15 protein-coding genes and 1 tRNA gene are annotated in these 21,759 nt (G+C 53.0%); 9 read left to right on the forward strand and 7 right to left on the reverse strand.

All coding sequences use genetic code 11. The features are described from left to right. Nucleotides 1–437: 437 nt before the first annotated feature. Nucleotides 438–518, reverse strand: a tRNA-Leu gene (locus K2H17_RS03575). 262 nt (nt 519–780) lie between these two features. Between K2H17_RS03575 and K2H17_RS03580 the strand changes: the two genes are divergently transcribed. The 8 genes from K2H17_RS03580 to K2H17_RS03615 all read left to right on the forward strand — a co-directional run bounded on the left by K2H17_RS03580 (nt 781) and on the right by K2H17_RS03615 (nt 14,261). Beyond that, nucleotides 781–2,463, forward strand: a complete 1,683-nt coding sequence (locus tag K2H17_RS03580) for a PKD-like domain-containing protein (protein ID WP_300131511.1) — start codon at nt 781–783, stop codon at nt 2,461–2,463. 207 nt (nt 2,464–2,670) lie between these two features. Then, complete coding sequence (locus tag K2H17_RS03585; protein WP_300131513.1) at nt 2,671–4,371, forward strand: glutamine--tRNA ligase/YqeY domain fusion protein; 1,701 nt, start codon at nt 2,671–2,673, stop codon at nt 4,369–4,371. A gap of 125 nt (nt 4,372–4,496) precedes the next feature. Beyond that, complete coding sequence (locus tag K2H17_RS03590; RefSeq protein WP_300131515.1) at nt 4,497–5,963, forward strand: hypothetical protein; 1,467 nt, start codon at nt 4,497–4,499, stop codon at nt 5,961–5,963. Nucleotides 5,964–6,211: 248 nt separating this feature from the next. Further along, nucleotides 6,212–7,555, forward strand: a complete 1,344-nt coding sequence (locus K2H17_RS03595; RefSeq protein ID WP_300131518.1) for a trigger factor — start codon at nt 6,212–6,214, stop codon at nt 7,553–7,555. Between the two features lie 157 nt (nt 7,556–7,712). Next, nucleotides 7,713–9,125 carry an MATE family efflux transporter gene (locus K2H17_RS03600; RefSeq protein WP_300131521.1) on the forward strand — a complete coding sequence of 471 codons (1,413 nt, stop codon included), beginning with the start codon at nt 7,713–7,715 and terminating at the stop codon, nt 9,123–9,125. Between the two features lie 224 nt (nt 9,126–9,349). Beyond that, entirely contained in the window at nt 9,350–10,999 is a 1,650-nt protein-coding gene (locus K2H17_RS03605; RefSeq protein ID WP_300131524.1) for a putative transporter, read from the forward strand. A 98-nt stretch (nt 11,000–11,097) separates the two neighbouring features. Beyond that, nucleotides 11,098–12,042, forward strand: coding sequence for a ribose-phosphate pyrophosphokinase (locus K2H17_RS03610; RefSeq protein ID WP_300131527.1), 945 nt, complete (start codon nt 11,098–11,100; stop codon nt 12,040–12,042). Nucleotides 12,043–12,092: 50 nt separating this feature from the next. Next, on the forward strand, nt 12,093–14,261 hold the full coding sequence (locus K2H17_RS03615) for a S9 family peptidase (protein WP_300131530.1): 2,169 nt from the start codon (nt 12,093–12,095) through the stop codon (nt 14,259–14,261). A 189-nt stretch (nt 14,262–14,450) separates the two neighbouring features. Here K2H17_RS03615 and K2H17_RS03620 read toward each other — a convergent pair whose 3' ends face one another. The 6 genes from K2H17_RS03620 to K2H17_RS03645 form a co-directional block, all read right to left on the reverse strand. After that, nucleotides 14,451–14,888 (reverse strand): GtrA family protein, encoded by a 438-nt coding sequence (locus K2H17_RS03620; protein ID WP_300131531.1) that lies wholly within the window; start codon nt 14,886–14,888, stop codon nt 14,451–14,453. After that, nucleotides 14,885–15,505, reverse strand: a complete 621-nt coding sequence (locus K2H17_RS03625; protein ID WP_300131533.1) for a trimeric intracellular cation channel family protein — start codon at nt 15,503–15,505, stop codon at nt 14,885–14,887. Before K2H17_RS03625 ends, K2H17_RS03620 begins: the two co-directional genes overlap by 4 nt. Before the next feature lie 122 nt (nt 15,506–15,627). Continuing rightward, a complete protein-coding gene (gene nth / locus K2H17_RS03630) occupies nt 15,628–16,266 on the reverse strand; it encodes an endonuclease III (protein WP_300131535.1) in 639 nt (212 codons plus the stop codon). Further along, nucleotides 16,266–17,285, reverse strand: a complete 1,020-nt coding sequence (gene pheS / locus K2H17_RS03635) for a phenylalanine--tRNA ligase subunit alpha (RefSeq protein ID WP_300131537.1) — start codon at nt 17,283–17,285, stop codon at nt 16,266–16,268. Before pheS ends, nth begins: the two co-directional genes overlap by 1 nt. Before the next feature lie 59 nt (nt 17,286–17,344). Continuing rightward, nucleotides 17,345–18,217, reverse strand: a complete 873-nt coding sequence (lgt, locus tag K2H17_RS03640; RefSeq protein ID WP_300131540.1) for a prolipoprotein diacylglyceryl transferase — start codon at nt 18,215–18,217, stop codon at nt 17,345–17,347. Between the two features lie 103 nt (nt 18,218–18,320). After that, nucleotides 18,321–19,733: a chloride channel protein gene (locus tag K2H17_RS03645; RefSeq protein WP_300131545.1), complete on the reverse strand. Its 1,413-nt coding sequence runs from the start codon at nt 19,731–19,733 to the stop codon at nt 18,321–18,323. 296 nt (nt 19,734–20,029) lie between these two features. Between K2H17_RS03645 and K2H17_RS03650 the strand changes: the two genes are divergently transcribed. Beyond that, nucleotides 20,030–21,759, forward strand: a 1,730-nt coding sequence (locus tag K2H17_RS03650; RefSeq protein ID WP_300131547.1) for a carboxypeptidase-like regulatory domain-containing protein, incomplete at its 3' end; no start/stop codon positions are given.

Consider the following 21,759-nt stretch of genomic DNA (forward strand, 5'->3'; position numbering starts at 1 on the left):
TTCAGAGCTCAATTGCGTGGTGTACGCGACCGTGATTTCTTCATCTTCCGACTCGTCAAACTATACGCCTAAAATTTAACATTCTATTGGGCTGGATTTAACACATGCACTGGAATTACGGCTTGACCCGTAATCAACTCCATCCTTGCAGATTATTTCTGGGACGGATATAATTCCATCTTCATTCGGCCATATTCCCCATATCCATGCAGAACCATCTTCCTTTATGGAATATATAATTTCATCTTGGGTGACTTGCATATTATGATTGATAATAAATGTTAAATGTTTTAAGTTTGATTTAGTCTGGTTGCGCTGGCCTGATTGATTTAGGTTGAAATCGGGGGGCGCGCGGAGGTTGGTTGACGCCGCGTTGACACGGGGGAAAACTGAAAATCGCAAGTGATTGGGGATTAATCACTTGCGATTTCTTGGGGTGCCCAGAACAGGACTCGAACCTGCACGCCTCGCAGCACTCGCACCTGAAACGAGCGCGTCTACCATTCCGCCACCTGGGCTTTCTTTTCGGGGGACAAAGGTAAGCATCTTTTTCGACTCTTCCAAATTTTTCTTCATTTCTTGATGCTTTTTCTTCGATTTTTATTGTTTTTCTTCATTTTTCTGCCTGTAAATTGCAATTTACACCTATCCAAAGGATGTGACTATGCGTTTTTGCCTTACAATATATATATTCTGTCAGCGTTTTTTCGTATTTTTGACGATATTTCCAATCAGACATACACAAATCCTCTTGCAAGGAGTGTGTGATTTTCAATTCTTATGAAACAGAACATCCTTTTATTCTTATATCTCCTGGGCCTGTGCTGTCTCTGGAGCTGCAATACCGACAATGATCTGACTGCTCCACAGCAGGATCCGATCACCGTCAGTTTCGACAATCAGACCGGTGTCTATGAGCTAAAAACCGGGAAGTCGATTTCAATCACTCCCACGGTTAAAAATGCCGTCAACCCGCGCTACAAGTGGATTGACGATGAGGGCAAGACTTCAGCCAACAGCCTGACTCTCCAGTTTTCATCCGACTCAGAAGGTGTTTTCTATTTTACTTTCTGTGTCGATGCCGACAATGGATCGGCACGTGAAGAGATACGCATCGACGTGCTTGAAAAAGTGGTACCGACGGTCACTTTGCCGACCGAGATGCAGACAACCGTCGGCCAAGAGCTCAAAATTGTCCCGGCTGTCAATACCGGCGGCGATGCCAACGCCACTTACCAATGGCTGCTCGACGGATCTCCTGCCGGAAATGATGAATTTTTCATCTTCAAAGCCGAAACAGAGGGAAGCCATACGCTGCAACTTACCGTCAGCAATGAGGACGGAAACGGATCTGCTGAGATGAAAATCGAAGTCGTCAGCCAACCGCAACTGTCGGTCAGCTTCCGGCAATCCGAGATCCAAGTCCTGAGCGGACGTCCTGTATGCCTGGCCCCGATCGTAGCCAATGCGAATGGAGATGTCCGCTACGAGTGGAGCGTAGACGGCCAAGTGATGCCGGATGAAAAGGCCGCTGTTTTCGAATATACCCCTGCCTCGGCAGGCCGATCGGTTGTCAGCGTGAAAGTCTCATCCGACGATCTCAGCTGCTCGGCCTCGATAACAGTCGAATGTCTCTCCGCCACTGAGGACGACCGCTACCGCCCGGCCACAGCTGAAAGCTCCGGCGATCGTGTCAGAGTCTTCGAATTCACCCCAGCCCCAGGTCAGTTTGTTCATCAGATCAGCGCCACATCCATGAGTGACGCCTGCCGGGAAGCCGAGCGACGCCTTTCAGCAGGCCAGGATGTCTCCTTAGGCGCATTCGGTGGCTACATCATTGTCGGCTTTGACCACAGCGTAAAGAACATCGAAGGAGACTATGACTTCGCCATCGGCGGCAACTCCTTCCGCACAAGCAACGAACCCGGAATCGTATGGGTGATGCAGGACGAAAACGGCAACGGTCTGCCCGATGACACCTGGTATGAACTCCGGGGCAGCGAAGCCGACAAAGCGGAAACGATCTACAACTACTCCGTCACCTACTACCGCCCGGCCACCGCAGGCTCCCCCATCCTGTGGGCCGACAGCCGAAACAACACCGGAACTCTCACCATCCATCCTTCATGGCCCTCATGGCTCAACTCCGACAGCTACAACCTTGCAGGCACACGGCTCGAAGCCAGGACAACCTTCACCCACGAATGGTCTAACGATCCTTTTGACTGGGGCTATGCCGACAACATGGGTAGCGACCGCCTCAGCGACTCGGAAAATCCGAACGCCGAGATGAACTACAACTATTTCAAAATCGAAAATGCCATGTCGGCAAGCCGCCGTCCGGTCTCGCTGAAATATATTGATTTCATCAAAGTCCAGTGTGGCGTAAACTCAACCGCCGGCATTCTGGGTGAAGTCTCGACGGAAGTCTTCGGATTTCTTGACTGTACAATATCCAAATAGTCATCTCCGATGACAAGTCTACAAGCCCTTGCAATCCTCCTCGTCTCCTTGTTCTCAAAGCCCGGCTGCGCAGTGACCCGGACAAAAATCCGATCTGCTGTCAAGGTCATCGCCACGGCATGAGCAAGAAAATTTTATGTAGTTCCAAAAATTCTGACTAACTTTGCATTTTGATATAGATAAAAAACTCACAATATAGCCCGCACAATGGAAAATAACACCCAATCCACACCACAGGAATCCAAGGGACTCAATTTTGTAGAGCAGCTCGTGCTCGAAGATCTTCAGGCCGGCAAAAACGGCGGTCGCCTTAACACCCGCTTCCCGCCGGAACCCAACGGCTACCTCCACATCGGCCATGCCAAAGCGATCTGCATGGACTTCGGAATCGCCGAAAAATTCGGAGGCACATGCAACCTGCGCTTTGACGACACCAACCCCGTCAAAGAAGATGTGGAATATGTTGACTCCATCCGTGAGGACATCCACTGGCTCGGATTCGACTGGAGCGACCGCGAATATTACGCCTCCGACTACTTCCCCCAGCTCTTCGACCTTGCCGTCCGCCTCATCAAGGAAGGCAAAGCCTATGTCGACGACCAGACCTCTGAAGAAATCGCCGCCCAGAAAGGCACCCCGACACAGCCGGGAACCGAAAGCCCCTACCGCAACCGTTCGGTAGAGGAGAATCTCGACCTCTTCCTGCGCATGAACCAGGGAGAATTCGAAGAAGGCGCACGTGTGCTCCGCGCGAAGATCGACATGGCAAGCCCCAACATGCACTTCCGCGACCCGATCATGTACCGCATCATCAAGACTCCCCACCACCGCACAGGCACAACCTGGAAAGTCTACCCCATGTATGACTTCGCCCACGGCCAGAGCGACTACTTCGAGGGAGTGACCCACTCAATCTGCACACTTGAATTCGTGGTCCACCGTCCGCTCTACGAATACTTCGTCAAAGAACTCGCCGACGAAAGCTACTGCCCCCGTCAGATCGAATTCAACCGCCTGAACCTCACCTATACCGTGATGTCCAAGCGCAAACTCCTCCAGCTCGTGCAGGAAGGCCTCGTAGCCGGCTGGGACGATCCCCGCATGCCGACAATCTCCGGCCTGCGCCGCCGCGGCTTCACCCCCCGCTCCGTCCGCAACTTCATCGACACCATCGGCTACACCAAATATGAAGCCCTCAACAGCATCTCGCTGCTTGAACACGCCGTCCGTGACGACCTCAACAAAGTAGCTACACGCGGCATGGCCGTGGTCAACCCCGTCAAGGTCGTGATCACAAACTACCCCGAAGGCCAGGTTGAGACCGTCGAGATGGAAAACAACCCCGAAGAACCGGGCGCAGGCACCCACGAAATGCCGTTCAGCCGCGAAATCTACATCGAGCGCGACGACTTCATGGAAAATCCGCCGAAAAAATTCTTCCGACTCGCCCCTGACGGCGAAGTCCGCCTCAAAGGCGCATATATAATTAAATGTACAGGCGTGAAGAAAGACGCCGACGGAAACATCGAGGAAATCTACTGCACCTACGATCCCGACACCCGCAGCGGCCTTCCCGGCAGCCAGCGCAAGGTCAAAGGCACACTCCATTGGGTGTCCGCCTCACATGCCGTCAACGCCACAGCCCGCCTCTATGACCGCCTGTTCAACGTCGAGAACCCCGCGGCAGAAACCGAACGCGACTTCCGCGAAATGCTCAACCCCGACTCGCTCAAAGTGGTTGAAAACATCAAGGTAGAACCATATCTGGCCAAGATCGCCGCTCCCGGCGTCCCCTTGCAGTTCCAGCGCATCGGCTACTTCACCCTTGACCCCGACTCGACAGACGGAAATCTCATCTTCAACCGCACCATCGCACTCAAAGACAGCTGGGAAAAAGCCCAGAAATAATCAACAAACATTCCGGAACGCATTTTTCCGGAGGGCGTTTAATGACTGATATTAAAAAGGTTGTTTAAACGCCCTCCGGGTCTTTAGACCGGACACGTCACGCCACTAACCCCACAACTGACCGAATGGACGAACCCAACGACCGCCGGGACCTCTACGAAGAGTTTGAATCGGAAGTAGTCAAACGCGGCAACACCGAAGCCTTTTTCGACGAGAACGACCTCATCGAAATCTTTGACTATGCCTCTGACTACGACAACTACATAGTCAAAATGGAAGTGCTCCTCTACGGCGCCATCCACTATCCGAAGAGCGAAGCTCTGGCCACACGCCGCGCCTGGCTCTACTACTCCTTCGGCGATGTCGAGACAACCTCCGAACTCAACAAACGCGTCGGCAGCGCCGGGGTCCTCAACAAACTCCTCGACCTGCGCGCCCGAAACGCCGGTCTCGAACTCAGCGACGAGGAAGTCATCAAAGCCCTTGACGGGATTCTCGAAGAGACAGAAGATTTCGACGACGAAGGCATCATCCAGTTCACGGACTATGCGATGGAGCTCCGTCTTGAAAAATGGCTTCTCCAGAACAAAGACCGCATCCAGTCGAAATGCTCCTACCCCCAGACCTTCCTCTACGAATTCGCCGACCATCTGGAAGAGAACAACGACCTGCCGACAGCAGCACGTCTGTTCGAAGAGCTGACCATGTTCGAGCCGTTCAACCTCGACTTCTGGCTCAGGCTGGCCACAGTCCAGATCAACAGCGACGACTATGAAGGCTCACTCTCATCCGCAGAATATGCCCTTGCCATCGACCCCGACTCAATGATGGGTCTGCGCATCAAAGGCGCCTCCCTCTACCGGCTCGAACGCGACCCGGAGACAGTGGTTGGCATCTACCGCCGAATCGTCGAATCCAACGAGGCGGAAGACACCGATGTCTCAACCCTCGCCGCCGCGCTCATGGAGACCGACCGCCAGCAGGAAGCGGTTGAAATGCTGTCAAAATACATCGAACGCCATCTCGACTCACGTCTTGCAATCGACGTCCTGCTCGTTCTCGACCGCGATAAAGCCGCCCCCTACGTGCGCAGCCTGATCGCCTCCGATCTTCTCAGCGAGAAAGACGCCGTTGAGTGGGCCCGCAACCACGTGGTCCACGGACAGTTCGCATCAGCCGCCGTGGTCTGTCTCACCTACGACGAAATGAAAGGCTTCGAAGAGGAAATCCCCTTTCTGATCGAAATCAGCTATTTCGCCTTGCGCTTCGACGACGTCATCAGAGTCTACCACAACAAATTCCTTAAAACCAAATGGCCATACATCCCGGCCATCTCCTTCCCCTACCTGATGAGTCTGGTGCGCACCGGTCGCCGCCAGGAAGCCCTTGACGAAGCCAAAGACATCCTCAACACCGTTCGCAGCTTCCACAAAAACCACAACACATCCGACATGGCGACACTCTTCCGCCTGACACCGGCATCGACCGCAGCCCTGCTCACCGGCTACATCGAGCATCTGAAAAACATCATCCACGCGCTGAAAGCCCCTGAACAGATTCCGGCCGACGAGTTTGACCCCATGCTGCAATAATTCCGCTGAACATCATAGCACCCAATCTGCCTCCGGCTCCCGAAGGCAGGCCATCCGACGCCGGACAACTACCGGCGCAAGCAAACAAAATCGCCGTGCAAAAGAGCTGTCCTGTAAAGTTTTGCGTTTTGGGATTTTTTTGTTAATTTTGCACGCTGATTAGGCCACACAGGTATCCGCCCGGAGCCGGCTGACACCGTAAGATCGGCCTACAAAATGTAAATACCAATAAAACAAACAAATAAAAGATGAACATTACCAAGGAAGAGATTTCACCCGTAGACATTCGTCTTACCGTGGCGATCGAAGAAAACGACTATAAGGACGAGGTCACCAAAAAGCTGAAAGAAATCGGCCGCACCCACGTACTCCCCGGTTTCCGCAAAGGCCACGTGCCTTTCGGCGAACTCAAACGCCGCTTCGGCAAACAGATGACCAGCGATGTCATCAATGACACAGTTTACCGTGCAGTTGTCGACTATATCACTGAAAACAATCTTCCCGTTATGGGCCATCCCGTTCCCGTAGAAGTTAAAGAAGCCTTCGAGGACGGCGATCAGGAATTCAAATATGATCTGGCTCTGATTCCCCAGCTTGACATCAAGCCCAGCAGCGAAGACCACTATCCCTACTATGAGATCGAAGTAACCGAAGAAATGATCGACGAGCAGGACAAGAACCTCCGCAAGCGCTTCGGCAAGCAGGAACCCGGCCAGGAAATGACTGAAGACGGTGTTGTCAAAGGCACTCTCATGCAGCTCAACGAAGACGGCACTGTCAACCAGAACGAAGGCGCCATCCAGGTGACCGACGGAATCGTCTTCCCCCTCTACTTCAAGGACAAGGACGAAGCAGCCAAGTTCGCAGGCAAGAAGCCCGGTGACAAGGTTGTCTTCAACCCCAACAAAGCAGCCGGTGGCGACGCAGGCGAACTCGCTTCAATGCTCCACGTTGACAAAGCCATCGCAGGCGACATCAAGAGCGACTTCGAGATGACAATCTCCGAAATCATTGTCAGCGTTCCCGCAGAACTCGGCGAAGAATACTACAAGATGGTGTTCGGCGAAGACAAAGTCCACAACGAAGAAGAATATCGCGCTGCCATCAAGGAAATGATCGCCGGCGAACTCAGCCAGAACAGCCACATCCTTTTCCGCAACCAGTTCGACAAAGCCATGATGGAAAAATACGGCGAGTCAATGACACTCCCCGCAGAAACCATCAAGAAGCTCTTCTTTGCCGATGCTGAAAACGCCGACGAAGCTTTCAAGGCTCAGGAAAACGGCATCAAGCACGAAATCATCGAAAACAACCTCCTCAAGGCCCTTGAGATCAAGGTTGAGGAAGATGAAGTACTCCAGACAGCCAAATTCCTCACTGCCCGTCAGTTCGCACAGTATGGCATGGCCGGAATCGACGACGAGATCATCACCCGCTACGCCAAAGAGCAGCTTGAAAAGTCTGAAATCCGTCAGCAGCTCATCCAGCAAGTGCTCACTTCCAAGCTCTACGAAGCCATCGAAAATGCTGTCAGCCTCGACAAAAAGACTGTCAGCCTCGACGAATTCAAGGCCATCGCTCAGGAAGCCTAAGACAAAACCGACTTCCGTCACCACTTCACAGACGGAACAGACATAAGTCAACCGAAAACAAACCGCAAGCAGATCACACTGTCTTGCGGTTTGTCTTTATATCATTTATAATAGCTACCTTTGCAGTCTGAAATCACAATCGCAAGCAACAGCATCTATGAACACAAGCTCTTTGACCGGAAAAGCCGGTTTCTGGAAAGCCTATAAAAACGAATACAAAAGCCTTTGGAGATTAGGCATGCCGGTTCTGATCACTCAGGTCGGAATCATCGTGGTCAGTTTTGCCGACACCATGATGGTCGGCGCTTATGGCACCGAAGAACTTGCTGCCGCGGCCTTCGTCAACAGCCTCTTCATGATAGCCATCGTGATGCAGCTTGGCTTCGCATCCGGAATGACACCGATAATCGGCGCCCTGTACAGCCGGAAACAACACGACCGCGTAGGCGCGACTTTACGCGCAGGCTTGCAGATCAACGCTCTTGTTTCCATTGGCTTCACGGCCATTATGGGAAGCCTCTACTTCTTCCTTGACCGCTTCGGGCAGCCGGAAGAACTTCTTCCACTCATCCGTCAATACTATCTGATCATACTCGCCACCCTTCTGCCGATGGCGATATTCAACTGCTGTCAGCAGACTGCCAACGGAACCACCGACACGGCAACTCCTATGTGGATGATCCTCGGCGCAAACGTCATAAACATCGCAGGCAACTATCTGCTCATCGGTGGAAAATTCGGCTGTCCGGAACTCGGACTTGCCGGAGCCGGACTGAGCACACTGACTGCCCGCTGCATGGCAATGGCCGGCATTCTCACCGTACTCTTCACCTCAAAACGCTACCGCATCTATAAAAAAGGACTCCGGACAGAAAGCGAAGACACCGCCGCCATCAGAAAACACGTCTGGACCACCTCCTACCCCGTGATGATCCAGAGCGGAGTCGAGTGTTTCCTCTGGTCATTCGGCGCGATCGTTTCCGGATGGTTCGGCAAAATACAGCTTGCTTCCTATCAGGTTGTCAACACCATCGCCCAGCTCGGCTTCATGACCTACATGAGCTTCGGAGTGGCCACATCAATCCGTGTCGCCAACTATACCGGACTGCGTGACACCGTCGGAGTGCGCCGCATCACATCTGCCGGACTCCATCTCAACCTCCTGCTGAGCACAATCGCATCAGCAATCTTCCTCCTCGGAGGATCAAATCTGATCCAGGTCTTCACTCCGGACCCGGACGTCACCGCCGCAGCGCTCCTGCTCATCGCTCCGCTGATCCTCTACCAGTACGGCGATGCCGTGCAGCTGACCTATGCCAACGCACTGCGCGGCACCTCTAACGTCAAGCCGCTCCTGTGGATCTCGATCATGAGCTATATAATAGTAGGCATACCATTCCTGCTCCTGCTTGCCAAGGGATTCGAGCTTAAAAACGTCGGCGTCTATTACAGTTTTTCATTGGCTCTGCTCGTAGCCTCCGTGCTGCTTTACCGCTCGTTCAGCAAGACCGTAGCCCAAAAAGAACTCGAAGCAAGTCAAAAAGCTGCGGTCAGCCACTCAACAGACTAAAATACTGATAAAAAATATTGCATAGCGCACCAAAATTCAGCCGCCCTTATTGTTAAAAAACGCGAAAATAGTTGTACCTTTGCACTCTCAAATTCACATATCCGTCTCAAATTATCCTGCAAGGGGTTCAAAACGGTCATTCCGCCGTTTTCGGGACAATATGGTTCAAGTAAAAAAGATTGAATATAAATCCCCTATAACAATTTCTGACGTATCTCTATCAAATGGAATGGTTAATTGATCTGATCGGTCCGGGACACACTGAGCTTGCGAGTACACTCGTGCTCTACTCGTTTGTCATAGCGGCCGGCATCTTCCTCGGAAAGTTAAAAATCGGAGGAATTTCGCTTGGGGTGACTTTCGTGCTGTTTGTCGGCATCCTAATGGGTCACTTCGGCTACATCGTAAATCCGGAGGTGTTAAAATTTGTCCGAGAATTCGGCCTGATTCTTTTCATCTTCGCAATCGGCATCCAGGTAGGCCCCGGCTTCTTCTCGTCATTCAAGAAAGGCGGAGTACTGCTCAACGCACTTGCCGTACTGATCATAGCGCTCAACGTAGCGATCGTACTTACAATCTTCTACATTGACGGCAACACAGGCATCGAAGCCCTCGTGGGCGTCATGTCAGGAGCCGTGACCAACACCCCCGGTCTCGCAGCCGCACAGCAGACAGCCGGTACAACCGAAGCGATCAACATCATGGCAATGGGCTATGCCGCCGCCTACCCTCTTGGCGTCATCGGCATCATCCTCTCGATGCTCATCGTGAAAGCCATTTTCAAAATCCGCACCGAAGACGAGATCAAGGCTATCGAGGACGAAATCGAAGGAAGCCAGCAGAAACCGCTCATTCTCTCTTTCGAAGGGACCAACAAACTCATCGACGGCAAAACCCTCTATGAGCTCCATCAGATCCTCGACTGCGACTTCGTGGTTTCGCGTCTCATGGGCGCCGACGGAAAAGTCATCATTCCAACCTCAAAAACCGAGCTCCATGTCGGCGACAAGATCTTCGTTGTCATCGGACCTGCCGATGAAATGAAATTCAAAGGCGTAATCGGCCACGAAATCGAAATGGACTGGGAAGAAGTCCAGAGTCAGGTCTACTCACGCCGCATCGTTGTCACACAAAGCAAATACAACGGAGTGCCCCTCGGCGACCTGCGCCTGCACACGGCTTACAGCCTCAACTGCACCCGCGTCAACCGCGCCGGTGTCGATCTGCTCGCCTCTCCCAACCTGCGCCTGCAAATGGGCGACAGACTCGTGGTTGTAGGCGACCTCAACGACATCGAACGTCTCGCTGTGCGCCTGGGCAACTCGATGAAACGTCTCAACCAGCCGAACCTGATCACCATCTTCGTAGGCATCCTGTTCGGTATCATCGTCGGCTCGATCAACGTCGGCTTCGGCATGAAACTCGGACTGGCAGGCGGACCTCTCGTTGTCGCCATCCTGCTCAGCCGCTTCGGCTACAAGTTCAAGCTCGTCACCTACACATCATCGTCGGCGTCACTGCTCATGCGCGAACTCGGCATCTGCCTCTTCCTTGCCTCCGTAGGCATCTCGTCGGGCCGTGGTTTCGCCGAGACAGTCTTCAACACCACCGGCATGTGGTGGGTGATCTGGGGCTTCATCATCACCTTCGTACCGCTTCTTATCGTCGGCATCATCGCCCGCGGCGTCTACAAGATCAACTATCTCACCATCATGGGCCTTGTCTCAGGCGGATGCACCGATCCTCCAGCACTTGCCTATGCCAACAACTCCACCGGCAGCGACGCACCGGCGGTAGCCTACTCGACAGTCTACCCGCTGACCATGTTCCTCCGAGTGGTAGCCGCCCAGGCACTTATCCTCTGCTTCTTTTAAAGTATAGCCACCTAACAAAAAATTCCCTCGCATTTTAACACTATGGCCGAGGGAATTTTTGTAATTTTGCACCCAAACTCATCATTATCACATAAACCATGATTGATTCCCTTCCACCAATCAAAGTTTTTTCAGGGACAAAGTCTCACTACATGGCTGAGGAAATCTGCCGCGATTTAGGCTGCGAACTCGGCAAGATGAACATCCAGTATTTCGCCGACGGCGAATTTGAGGTTTCTTTCGAGGAATCCATCCGTGGCTGCGAGGTCTATCTCGTACAGTCCACATTCCCCAACACAGACAACCTCATGGAACTCCTGCTCATGATTGACGCCGCCAAGCGTGCTTCGGCAGCCTCGATCATCGCCGTAATGCCCTACTTCGGATGGGCTCGTCAGGACCGCAAGGACAAGCCGCGTGTGTCAATCGCCGCCAAACTCGTCGCCGACCTTCTGACAACAGCCGGAGTCGACCGCGTCATCACCATGGACCTCCATGCCGACCAGATCCAGGGATTCTTCGACATCCCCGTTGACCACCTCTATGCGTCATCGGTCTTCATCCCCTACATCCAGTCGCTGAAACTTGAAAACTTAGTGATCGCCTCGCCTGACGTCGGCGGCGCAAAGAGAGCCAACAGCTATGCGAAATATCTCAACGTGCCTCTGGTCCTCTGCCACAAGCAGCGCGCCAAAGCCAACGTCGTGGCTCAGATGACCGTCATCGGCGATGTCAAAGACAAAGATGTCATCCTGATCGACGACATGGTGGACACAGCCGGCACCATCACGAAAGCCGCTGACCTGATGATGTCCAACGGCGCCCGCTCGGTCCGCGCCCTCTGTTCACACGCAATCATGTCGGACCCCGCATCGGAACGCGTCGACAACTGCTCGCTGACCGAGATGATGTTCACCAACTCGATCCCGTTCAACAAGAGCTGCAAGAAAGCCACAATCCTTTCCGTGGCCCGTCTCTTCGCCGACACAATCCGTCGAGTGCACACTCACGAGTCAATCTCTTCACAATACCTTATTAAATAAGGTCTCCCCTCAGTTTTTAAATCTCCAACAATTCATTAGCCCGCAGACTTATGAAAAATATTCTCGCCATGGCTGCAACCGCACTCACTCTTACAGCATGCGCAGGATCAGGCGAAAAAGAAGCCGAAATCATTGACAAACCCGACTTCAAGAGCGAGACCGGCATTTTTGACATCGACGCTCTCGAAGCCCTCGGACGTGTCTCTGCCGTTCAGGTTTCTCCCGCCACTCAGAAGGTTCTCTTCGGCATCTCTTACGAGAGCGTGGAGCAGAACCGCAGCAACGCCGATCTCTATGTCATGAACCCCGACGGCTCTGACCTCCAGCGCATCACCCGCACCGCCGGTTCGGAAGGCAACTTCGTCTGGATCAACGACGGAAAGCAGATCGCCTTCACCTATGGAGTCGACGGTGTGCCTCAGCTGTTTGTCATGAATGCCGACGGCAGCGGCCGCAAGCAGGTGACCAAGCTCGAAAAGGGCGTCGAAGGCTTCCTTTTCTCTCCTGACGAAAAGAAAGTCATGATCATCTCGCCCATCAAATTCATGCGCGAGGCCAAAGATCTCTACGAAGACCTTCCGCAGGCCACAGGCCGTGTCATCGATGACCTCATGTACAAGCACTGGGACCAGTGGATGACCGAGATCCCCCATCCCTTCATCGGCGACTTTGACGGCAACGAGGTCAGCAACCTCGCCGACATCATGTCAGATGAGCCGATGTATGAGGCCCCCATGCGCCCCTTCGGAGGCTCAGAATCTTTCGCTTGGTCTCCGGACAGCAAGTCGATCATCTATGTCTCACGCAAGAAGACAGGCGTCGACTATGCAGTCTCCACCAACTCCGACCTCTATCTCTATTCGCTTGACGACAAGAGCACCCGCAATCTCACCGAAGGCATGATGGGCTACGACACGGCTCCCGCCTATTCACCTGACGGCAAATACGTGGCATGGCTCTCGATGGAACATGACGGTTACGAATCAGACAAGAACCGCATCTTCCTGCTCGACACCACTACCGGTGAGAAGACCGACCTCACCGCTGACTGGGACTACACAGCTGATGCCATAGCGTGGAATCCCAACGGCAAATCACTCTACTTCCTTGCTCCCAAGAACGGCGACATCCCCGTCTTCTCGATCGACATCGCAAGCAAAGAGATCACAGTCGTTGCCGACGGCGAGTGTGACTACGCCGCACTTGCACCTGTCGATGAAGAGACACTCATCACACTGCGCCACTCGATGCTCGCTCCCAATGAAGTCTGCGCCGTCAAAGGCGGAGAAGTGAAGCAGATCTCCAACGTCAACACCGAACTGCTCGCATCGCTGAAGATGCCCCGCGTCGAACGCAACATGGTACCGACCACCGACGGCAAAGAAATGCTTGTCTGGGCCGTATATCCTCAGGATTTCGACAGCACCAAGACCTATCCAGCACTTCTCTACTGCCAGGGCGGTCCGCAGCAGGCTGTCAGCCAGTTCTGGAGTTTCCGCTGGAATCTCGCGCTCATGGCAGCCAACGGCTACATAGTCATCGCCCCCAACCGCCGCGGTCTCCCCGGCTTCGGCACCGAATGGAACGCCCAGATCTCCGGCGACTATCCCGGTCAGAACATGCGTGACTACCTCGCCGCTGTCGACTTCATGAAGCAGCGCCCCTTCGTTGACGAATCGCGCATCGGCTGCACCGGTGCAAGCTACGGCGGTTTCTCGACCTACTGGCTTGCAGGCAACCACGAAAAGCGCTTCGCAGCGTTCCTTGCCCACGCCGGAATCTTCAACATGGAGGCCCAGTATCTCGAAACCGAAGAAATGTGGTTTGCCAACTGGGACATGGGCGACGGCGCCAAAAACGGTCCTGAAGACACAGCAACTGCCTATGACTACGGTGCATTCTGGCAGAAAGACAATGCAACCGCACAACGCACATTCGCAATGTCGCCCCACCGCTTTGTCAGCAAATGGGACACCCCGATCATGATCACCCATGGCGAACTCGACTACCGCATCCTTTCTTCACAGGGCGAGATGGCATTCAACGCCGCCAAGCTCCGCGGCATCCCAGCTGAAATGCTCATCTTCCCCGACGAAAACCACTGGATCCTGAAACCCCAGAACGCCATCCTCTGGCAGCGCCTCTTCTTCCGCTGGTTCGACAAATGGCTCAAGCCCGAAAGCGCAGCCAAAGCCGAAGCCGAAGAAGCCGCAGAATAAACAAAGCCATCCGCACGTTTTTCGATCATAAACAATATCACACAGCAAAACCGCAGCTCGTCCAGATTGATGAGCTGCGGTTTTGCTGTGTAAGACACGTCAGCAGCATTTAACAAATGTACCCCCGAAAAGTTTTGTATCTAACTTTTCGGGGGCACATTCATTATTGTCGGACCGGATCCTATTTTTTCAGCTGTGGAAAGTGACAAGGCGGTTATAAAGGAAGTTGCAGATTGTATAGACGCCCATCCCGACAAGTGTAGCAAGACCGTAGGCACTCATTACAAAACCGCCGGGCAGCTGCCATTCGGCCTGTCCAAGCACTTCGGTTACGCCCCATGTCACTGCAAACTGCACGGCAAAACATAGGCCGAAACCCACCAGAAAACGCAGGGCCTCCCCTTGAATGCGACGATTGCGGGAATGAAACACCCACAGCTTGTTCCACACAAAAGAATTGACCATTCCGGCCACGTAACCGGCAACATTGGCAATCCAGGGATTGACACCGAGTCCGGACTTGAGCCCGACGATGACAGCAAGGGTGAGCAGCGTATTGCCGCCCCCTACCAAAAGATATTTGCAGAATTGGGTTGCATCGCTGCGATGCAGGTGAGGTGATTTCATTTTGTACGCTCTTTCATTTCGGGAAGATGCCATCCGTAGCGCAAGGCTCCCCAGCGCAAAACAAGGATGGCAATCACACACACAGCCTGCTGAAGCCACACAGGACCACCACACAAGGCTGTGACCCAATACAAGGCTCCGCCGGCAAGGCAGGCCGTAGCGTAGATGTCCTTACGGAAAAACAGAGGCTCCTCATTGAGCAGCACATCACGCAGAATACTGCCGAACGACCCGGTGATCATACCCATGATGATAGCCACCCACATCGGATAGCCGATGGCAAGAGTTTTCTGAATACCGGTGATCACGAAAAGCGTCAGACCGACAGCATCGAACATGAACAGCGATTTCGAATCAGATGTAAGTACCTTTGTAAAAGCCAGTACAATCAGAAAAGACACACCTGTGACGGCAAGATAGAGCCATGTCTGCATCCAGAAGACCGGTATGTCAAGAAGCACGTCGCGGACAGTTCCTCCGCCGATTGCGGTGATCACACCGAGCGTATAGGCTCCGAACCAGTCAAAATGTTTTTTTGCAGCAAGACGCACGCCGCTGACTCCGAAAGCCAGGGTGCCGAGGATCTCAATGATAAAGATGAATGTCGACTCAACCATTTAGAGGGTGTTTAGACGATATTTAGAGGCGATGTTTCAAAACTCGGTATCAACAATATGGACGCGATAATCGCATCCATACTGTGGTAAATTATAATAGGTTTTGCAACACCTGCTTATTGTCAGCTGTTTTTTGAATAAAAGCGACAGACAGAGGTCAGGAAACAGTTCAGGCAATCCGGACGGCGCGCTTTGCAGACGTAGCGTCCGTGAAGAATCAGCCAGTGATGAGCCTTCGGGATCAGCTCTTCGGGAATATATTTGACAAGAGCCTTTTCCGTGGCCAGAGGAGTCTTGCTTCCGGTAGTCAGACCTATGCGCTCGCTCACCCTGAACACATGGGTATCCACCGCCATTGTCGGACGGTCGAAGATGACCGACAGAATGACATTGGCAGTCTTGCGGCCAACACCCGGCAGGCTCGTGAGAGCATCAAGATCCGACGGCACCTCGCCTCCGAAATCCTCTACCAGCTTGCGGGCCATGCCGCTGAGCGAACGGCTCTTGTTGTTGGGATAGGAACAGGAACGGATGTATTCGAAAATCTCTTCCTGCGATGCCGCGGCCATTGCCTGCGGGGTCGGATAGGCCTCGAAAAGCGCGGGGGTGATCATGTTGACCCGCTTGTCAGTACACTGGGCCGAAAGAATCACGGCCACAAGCAGCTGATAAGGATTGTCATAATGCAACTCTGTCTCGGCGACAGGCATCGCCGAGGCAAAGAGTTCAAGCACTTTGGAATAACGGTCCTTTACGGTCATCAGTGAGCAGCCTGGAACTGTTCGAGGAAACGGACGTCATTTTCCGAGAACATACGCAGGTCCTTGACCTGATATTTCAGGTTGGTGATACGCTCGACGCCCATTCCGAGTGCGAAACCTGAATAGACTTTCGAATCAATGCCGCAGGCCTCAAGGACATTCGGATCGACCATACCGCAGCCGAGAATCTCTACCCAGCCGGTGTGTTTGCAGAACGAGCAACCCTTTCCGCCGCAGAGATTGCAGGAAATATCCATCTCTGCCGAAGGTTCGGTGAAGGGGAAGTAGCTCGGACGCAGGCGGATCTTGGTCTCAGGTCCGAACATCTCGCGGGCGAAATAGAGAAGTGTCTGACGCAGGTCGGCAAAAGATACGTTCTTGTCTACGTAGAGAGCCTCGACCTGATGGAAGAAGCAGTGCGCACGGGCCGAGATAGCCTCGTTGCGGTAGACGCGTCCGGGGCAGATGATGCGGATCGGCGGCTGAGTCTTCTCCATCACGCGGCTCTGGACCGAAGATGTGTGGGTGCGCAGGAGCACGTCGGGATTGCGCTGGATGAAGAATGTGTCCTGCATGTCGCGTGCCGGATGGTCTTCGGCAAAGTTGAGCGAAGAGAAGACATGCCAGTCATCCTCGATCTCAGGACCTTCGGCAATGGTGAATCCAAGGCGGGAGAAGATCGAGATGATCTCGTTTCTCACCAGCGAAAGCGGATGGCGTGTGCCGAGCGGCATAGGAGCGGCTGTACGGAAAAGGTCAATGTCAGCCGCTGTGTTGTCGGCAGTCTCCAGAGCCTCGCGAAGGGCATTGAGACGGTCAGTGGCAAGAGTCTTCAGCTCATTGAGTTTCTGGCCAAGTTCTCTCTTCTGTTCTGCGGGAACGGTGCGGAAATCCGCCATGAGTTCCGAAACAGCGCCTTTCTTGCTGAGATACTTGATGCGAAGGGCTTCGACATCCTGGGGAGTCTTGGCTTCAAGAGCCTCGATTTCAGCTTTTAGCTGGTTTATCTTATCTATCATTGTGTCAGATCGGTTTAATGAAGTGCAAAATTAGTGATTTTTCCCTAACCGAGAGGTGTTCAGCGGCGTTTTTTTGAGGCCTCAGTCTCGTCTGCGTCGGCAAAACGGTTTGGGAAAGTCAGATGCAGACGCGGACGCATCATGGCATAGATGATCAGGCCGACACCCAGCAGGATGAAGGGAATGCTCAGCAACTGACCCATGTTAAGAACCATTGTCTCTTCGAATTCGACCTGAGGATTTTTAATGAACTCGATGAGAAAACGCGGGAGGAAGATGCCGATGAAGAAGACACCGAAAATCAGTCCAGGACGCTCTTCGGCATTCTTTTTCCAGTACATCCACATCAGCAGTCCGAAAAGGGCGAAATAGCACAATGCCTCGTAGATCTGGGTCGGATGACAGGCCTGCCCGTAATAAAGCTGATGCCATTCCATCGAACGCACGAACATGAATCCCCAGGGAAGATCTGTGGCATCACCGAAAATCTCTGAATTCATCAGATTGCCGAGACGGATCAACCCGCCGACAAGCGCTACCGGTATGACCAGACGGTCAAAGGCCCACAGCGGATTGCGTTTTGTTGTGAAGATCGAATACATGATGACACAGAGGACAATACCGATGGTGCCGCCATGACTTGCAAGGCCTCCCTCCCAGACATACAGGATGCTGATCGGATTCTGGCTGTAAAGATCCCACTGATAAAAGAATACGTGGCCGAGCCGGGCACCGATGATGGTTCCGGCAATGGTCCAGAGCAGGAGAAGGCTGAGCCATTTTTCAGGCGCTCCCTCGTGTTTGTAAATGCGGGCTTCGATCTCATATCCCACAAGGAATCCGATCATGAAAGCCAGACTATACCAACGGATGCCGAAACTGCCGATATGGAAAAGCATCGGATCAGCATTCCAGACAATAAAATCCAACATGGTTTTATGTGTGATAATGTTAAAATTCTTGCAAAATTACGCAGAATCGGGGTGCTAATCAACCCCAAGCCATATTTTTACATTAATTAACCCTTGTATTTTTTCATTCTGATTTTTTCCGAAGTTTCTTTATCCGTAGCATCAGGCCGTTGTTGCGGTCCTGACGGCGGGAAAAATAGCTGTCGGCAGTAAATAGCCTGACAATTCCGAACGAGACAGCCGCCGTCAGCACAAGAGGAAGGAAAAACGCATAGGCCGCCCCCATCTCACAGGTCAGAAAGATGGCCATGAGAGGTGCCCTGATCGCCCCGGCCATCACTCCTGCCATCGCAAAGTAGGCGAAATGGGCCTGCGGCAAGTGCAGCCCGAAAAGCTGGTTGAGCAGCGAGGCAAAAAAGAATCCTGCAATGCAGCCGGCAAAAAGCGTCGGGGCGAAATCTCCGCTGACTCCGCCGCCATTGTTGGTGACTGACGTGGCAAAACATTTTACAATCAAAACGCCTCCTGAAACCAGAATCAGGGTCCACACACTTGAGTGACCTGCAAAAAGGCTATCGGAAAGCAGTGTCGAAAAATCACCGTTGATCACCTTGCCGACAGTGCCGTAGCCCTCTCCATAGAGCAGAGGAAACAGAAAAATCATTACAGCCAGCAACCCTCCGGCGGCCAGATTTCTGATCCACGGTTCCGACAGACAACCGAGCCACCGTCCGACAGTCTTCATTATATAGCTGTAATACAGCGAATAGACCCCACAGAACAGTCCGAGCAGAATGACAAACGGCAACAGCGACGGATCAAACCCAACACTCTGGTCAAAGGGGATGTCAAGAGAGCAGCCGGAAAGTAGATACGCTGTCATAGCGGCGGTGACAGCCGCAACCACAAGCACGAGCACCGAAACAGTTGTCAAAGGCATGCGCAACACTTCAAGCGTGAAAAGCACTCCGCCGAGTGGCGATTTGAATATTCCTGCGATCCCGGCCCCTGCTCCACAACCGACGATTATCATCATCATCCGTGGCGAAAAGCGGCATAGACGCCCGATGTTGCTCCCGATAGCCGCACCGGCATAGGCGATAGGTCCCTCGGATCCGGCAGAGCCGCCGAAACCGAGAGTGATCGTGCTCGCAAGAATTGGACTTACCGTCAGGGAAGCCCGAAGCCTGTACATTTTCTTTGAAAGATCTCCCATCAGCTGCCTGACTCCGTGGGCAAGCCTCATTTTCAAGACATAGCGGCAGAAAATTCCCGTCAGAAGGATTCCGGCCAAAGGAATAATAAGCAGTGACAGGTTGGCCGACCCGGCATGAAGTCCGGCAGTAAGAAAACGCGAGACAAACGCGACAAGACGCTTGAGCACAAATGCGCCGAAACCCGCCGCAAGCCCGGTCAGCGCAGCGACGATGAACAGGAATGCCGTGTCCGACACATGCTGCCGCCGCCAATATAGAAACCGGAGGAGTTTTCGACGCGACACAGCTGCGGAATTCTGATGGAACAAATGAGATATCATATACTTACAACAAATGACAATATCCAATGTTTTCAAAAATAACAATGGTTAATGTTTATTAAACACACACAGTCCGCATCAGAGACCTATCCGGCTATATACCACACCATTAACACTGTTAAACAATCTTTCACCTTTAACAGCATCAATTTTTGCCACATTTGGCATTTTGCTACTTAAAAATAAAATACATATCTTTGGTGGCTAATTATTATGACCAAATCAGCCACCAAAGCGGGCAAAATAGTAACTTTTTGATACAATATCCAATCATTTCATATATTTTAACCAGAGCAATGAATTTAGTAAATCCTTTTTCATCCGGATTCACACGGAAGATCGGGACATTGGCTTTATGGCTTGTCTGCGTCCTTGTCCTATCCGGAACAACATCAGCTCAAAATGCCGGTACGGTCAATGGTGTCGTTCTTGACGATGTCGAACACCTTCCAATGCCGGGAGTCACCGTCGCTGTAATGAAAGGCGGCAAAATCGTGACCGGCACATCGACCAATCTGGACGGCGAATTCACCGTCAACGTCCCCTCCGGAGCAAAACTCCGCTTCTCCTACATCGGCTATGCGCCCCAGGAACTCGCTCCTGTCTTCGGCAAGAGCATGGAAGTGGTCCTGGTCGAAGAGGCCGAGACTATGGAAGAAGTAGTGGTCAACGGCTACTTCACCCGTAAGCGCAACACCTATACCGGTGCGGCAAAGAGCCTTTCGGGCGAGGAACTTCTGAGCGTGTCTCCGACCAATATTCTTCAGGCCATCAGCACCCTTGACGCCGGTCTGAACATCACACAGAACAACGCGATGGGTTCAAACCCCAACAACATTCCGGACCTTGTCATCCGAAGCACCACATCGCTCGCCACTAACAACGAGGTCGGACTGAACTCGCCGCTGATCGTCATCGACGGTGTCGAGAGCACCCTCCAGGCCCTGTATGACATGAACATCCAGGACATCGAGCGTGTCGACATCCTCAAAGACGCATCGGCCACAGCGCTCTACGGTGAAAACGCCGCCAACGGCGTGATCATCATCGAACGCAAGCGCGTTACCCAGGCTCCGGTCCGCGTCCGCTACACATTCACCCCCCAGATGAGCTTCGCCGACCTGAGCAGCTATGATCTCTGCAACGCAGGCCAGAAGCTGGAACTCGAACGCCTGGCCGGACTCTATGACATGACCGACGGTTCGCTTGATCAGGAATACTACAACAAACTCGCCCTCATCAGCGGCGGACGCAACATCGACTGGATCTCAAAGCCAGTCCGCAACAGTTTCTCACACACCCATTCGCTCTCTGTCTCAGGCCGCGGATCGAGCCTCGACTACAACATCACGGCCGACTACCAGAGCATCAACGGCGTGATGAAGGACGACGGACGCAACCGTTACGGCATGAACGTCTACCTGAGCTACCGCGTTCAGGACAAGCTCGTGGTGACTCTGCGTGCCGAGCACACCAGCTTGCAGACCAACAACTCGAAATACGGTTCGTTTACCGACTATATTGCCGCCAACCCTTACGACTCTCCCTATGACGAACGCGGCAATCTCAACAAAATGCTGTCATACAACAAGAGCAACCCGCTCTACGAAGCCTCTCTCAGCAGTTTCAGCAAAACCCAGACCCGCACACAGAATGTCTCGCTTGACGTACGCTACAACTTCAAGCCGAACCTCTATGTGACTGCCCAGGGCACCTACTCCACGTCAAAAGGCACAAGCGATGTCTTCGTGTCGCCTGATTCAAACTCCTTCGCCAGCGCACCGCTCGAACAGAAAGGCTCCTATCAGCTCGGCAACCTCGGAACCGACAACTGGAGCGGCAAGATCGTCGGCAACTGGATCCACAATTTCGACAAGGAAGGCACGATGTTCACCCTCAACCTCGGCTGGGAAGTGAAGCGCGACAAAGCGACCAACAGCTATCTCACCGGCAGCGGATTCCTCTCCGATGATCTGGCAGACCTGTCATACGCCTCCACCTATTCCAACGCCCTCCTCCCCTACGG

The organism is Duncaniella sp., assembly GCF_029054785.1.
In the GTDB taxonomy this organism is placed as follows: domain Bacteria; phylum Bacteroidota; class Bacteroidia; order Bacteroidales; family Muribaculaceae; genus Duncaniella.

Coding starts and splice junctions, on each gene's coding strand:
- K2H17_RS03605 (WP_300131524.1), top strand. CDS start 9,350: ATGGAATGGTTAATTGATCTGATCGGTCCGGGACACACTGAGCTTGCG.
- K2H17_RS03595 (WP_300131518.1), top strand. CDS start 6,212: ATGAACATTACCAAGGAAGAGATTTCACCCGTAGACATTCGTCTTACC.
- K2H17_RS03645 (WP_300131545.1), bottom strand. CDS start 19,733: ATGATATCTCATTTGTTCCATCAGAATTCCGCAGCTGTGTCGCGTCGA.
- K2H17_RS03610 (WP_300131527.1), top strand. CDS start 11,098: ATGATTGATTCCCTTCCACCAATCAAAGTTTTTTCAGGGACAAAGTCT.
- lgt (WP_300131540.1), bottom strand. CDS start 18,217: ATGTTGGATTTTATTGTCTGGAATGCTGATCCGATGCTTTTCCATATC.
- K2H17_RS03615 (WP_300131530.1), top strand. CDS start 12,093: ATGAAAAATATTCTCGCCATGGCTGCAACCGCACTCACTCTTACAGCA.
- K2H17_RS03590 (WP_300131515.1), top strand. CDS start 4,497: ATGGACGAACCCAACGACCGCCGGGACCTCTACGAAGAGTTTGAATCG.
- K2H17_RS03620 (WP_300131531.1), bottom strand. CDS start 14,888: ATGAAATCACCTCACCTGCATCGCAGCGATGCAACCCAATTCTGCAAA.
- K2H17_RS03580 (WP_300131511.1), top strand. CDS start 781: ATGAAACAGAACATCCTTTTATTCTTATATCTCCTGGGCCTGTGCTGT.
- K2H17_RS03600 (WP_300131521.1), top strand. CDS start 7,713: ATGAACACAAGCTCTTTGACCGGAAAAGCCGGTTTCTGGAAAGCCTAT.
- nth (WP_300131535.1), bottom strand. CDS start 16,266: ATGACCGTAAAGGACCGTTATTCCAAAGTGCTTGAACTCTTTGCCTCG.
- pheS (WP_300131537.1), bottom strand. CDS start 17,285: ATGATAGATAAGATAAACCAGCTAAAAGCTGAAATCGAGGCTCTTGAA.
- K2H17_RS03625 (WP_300131533.1), bottom strand. CDS start 15,505: ATGGTTGAGTCGACATTCATCTTTATCATTGAGATCCTCGGCACCCTG.
- K2H17_RS03585 (WP_300131513.1), top strand. CDS start 2,671: ATGGAAAATAACACCCAATCCACACCACAGGAATCCAAGGGACTCAAT.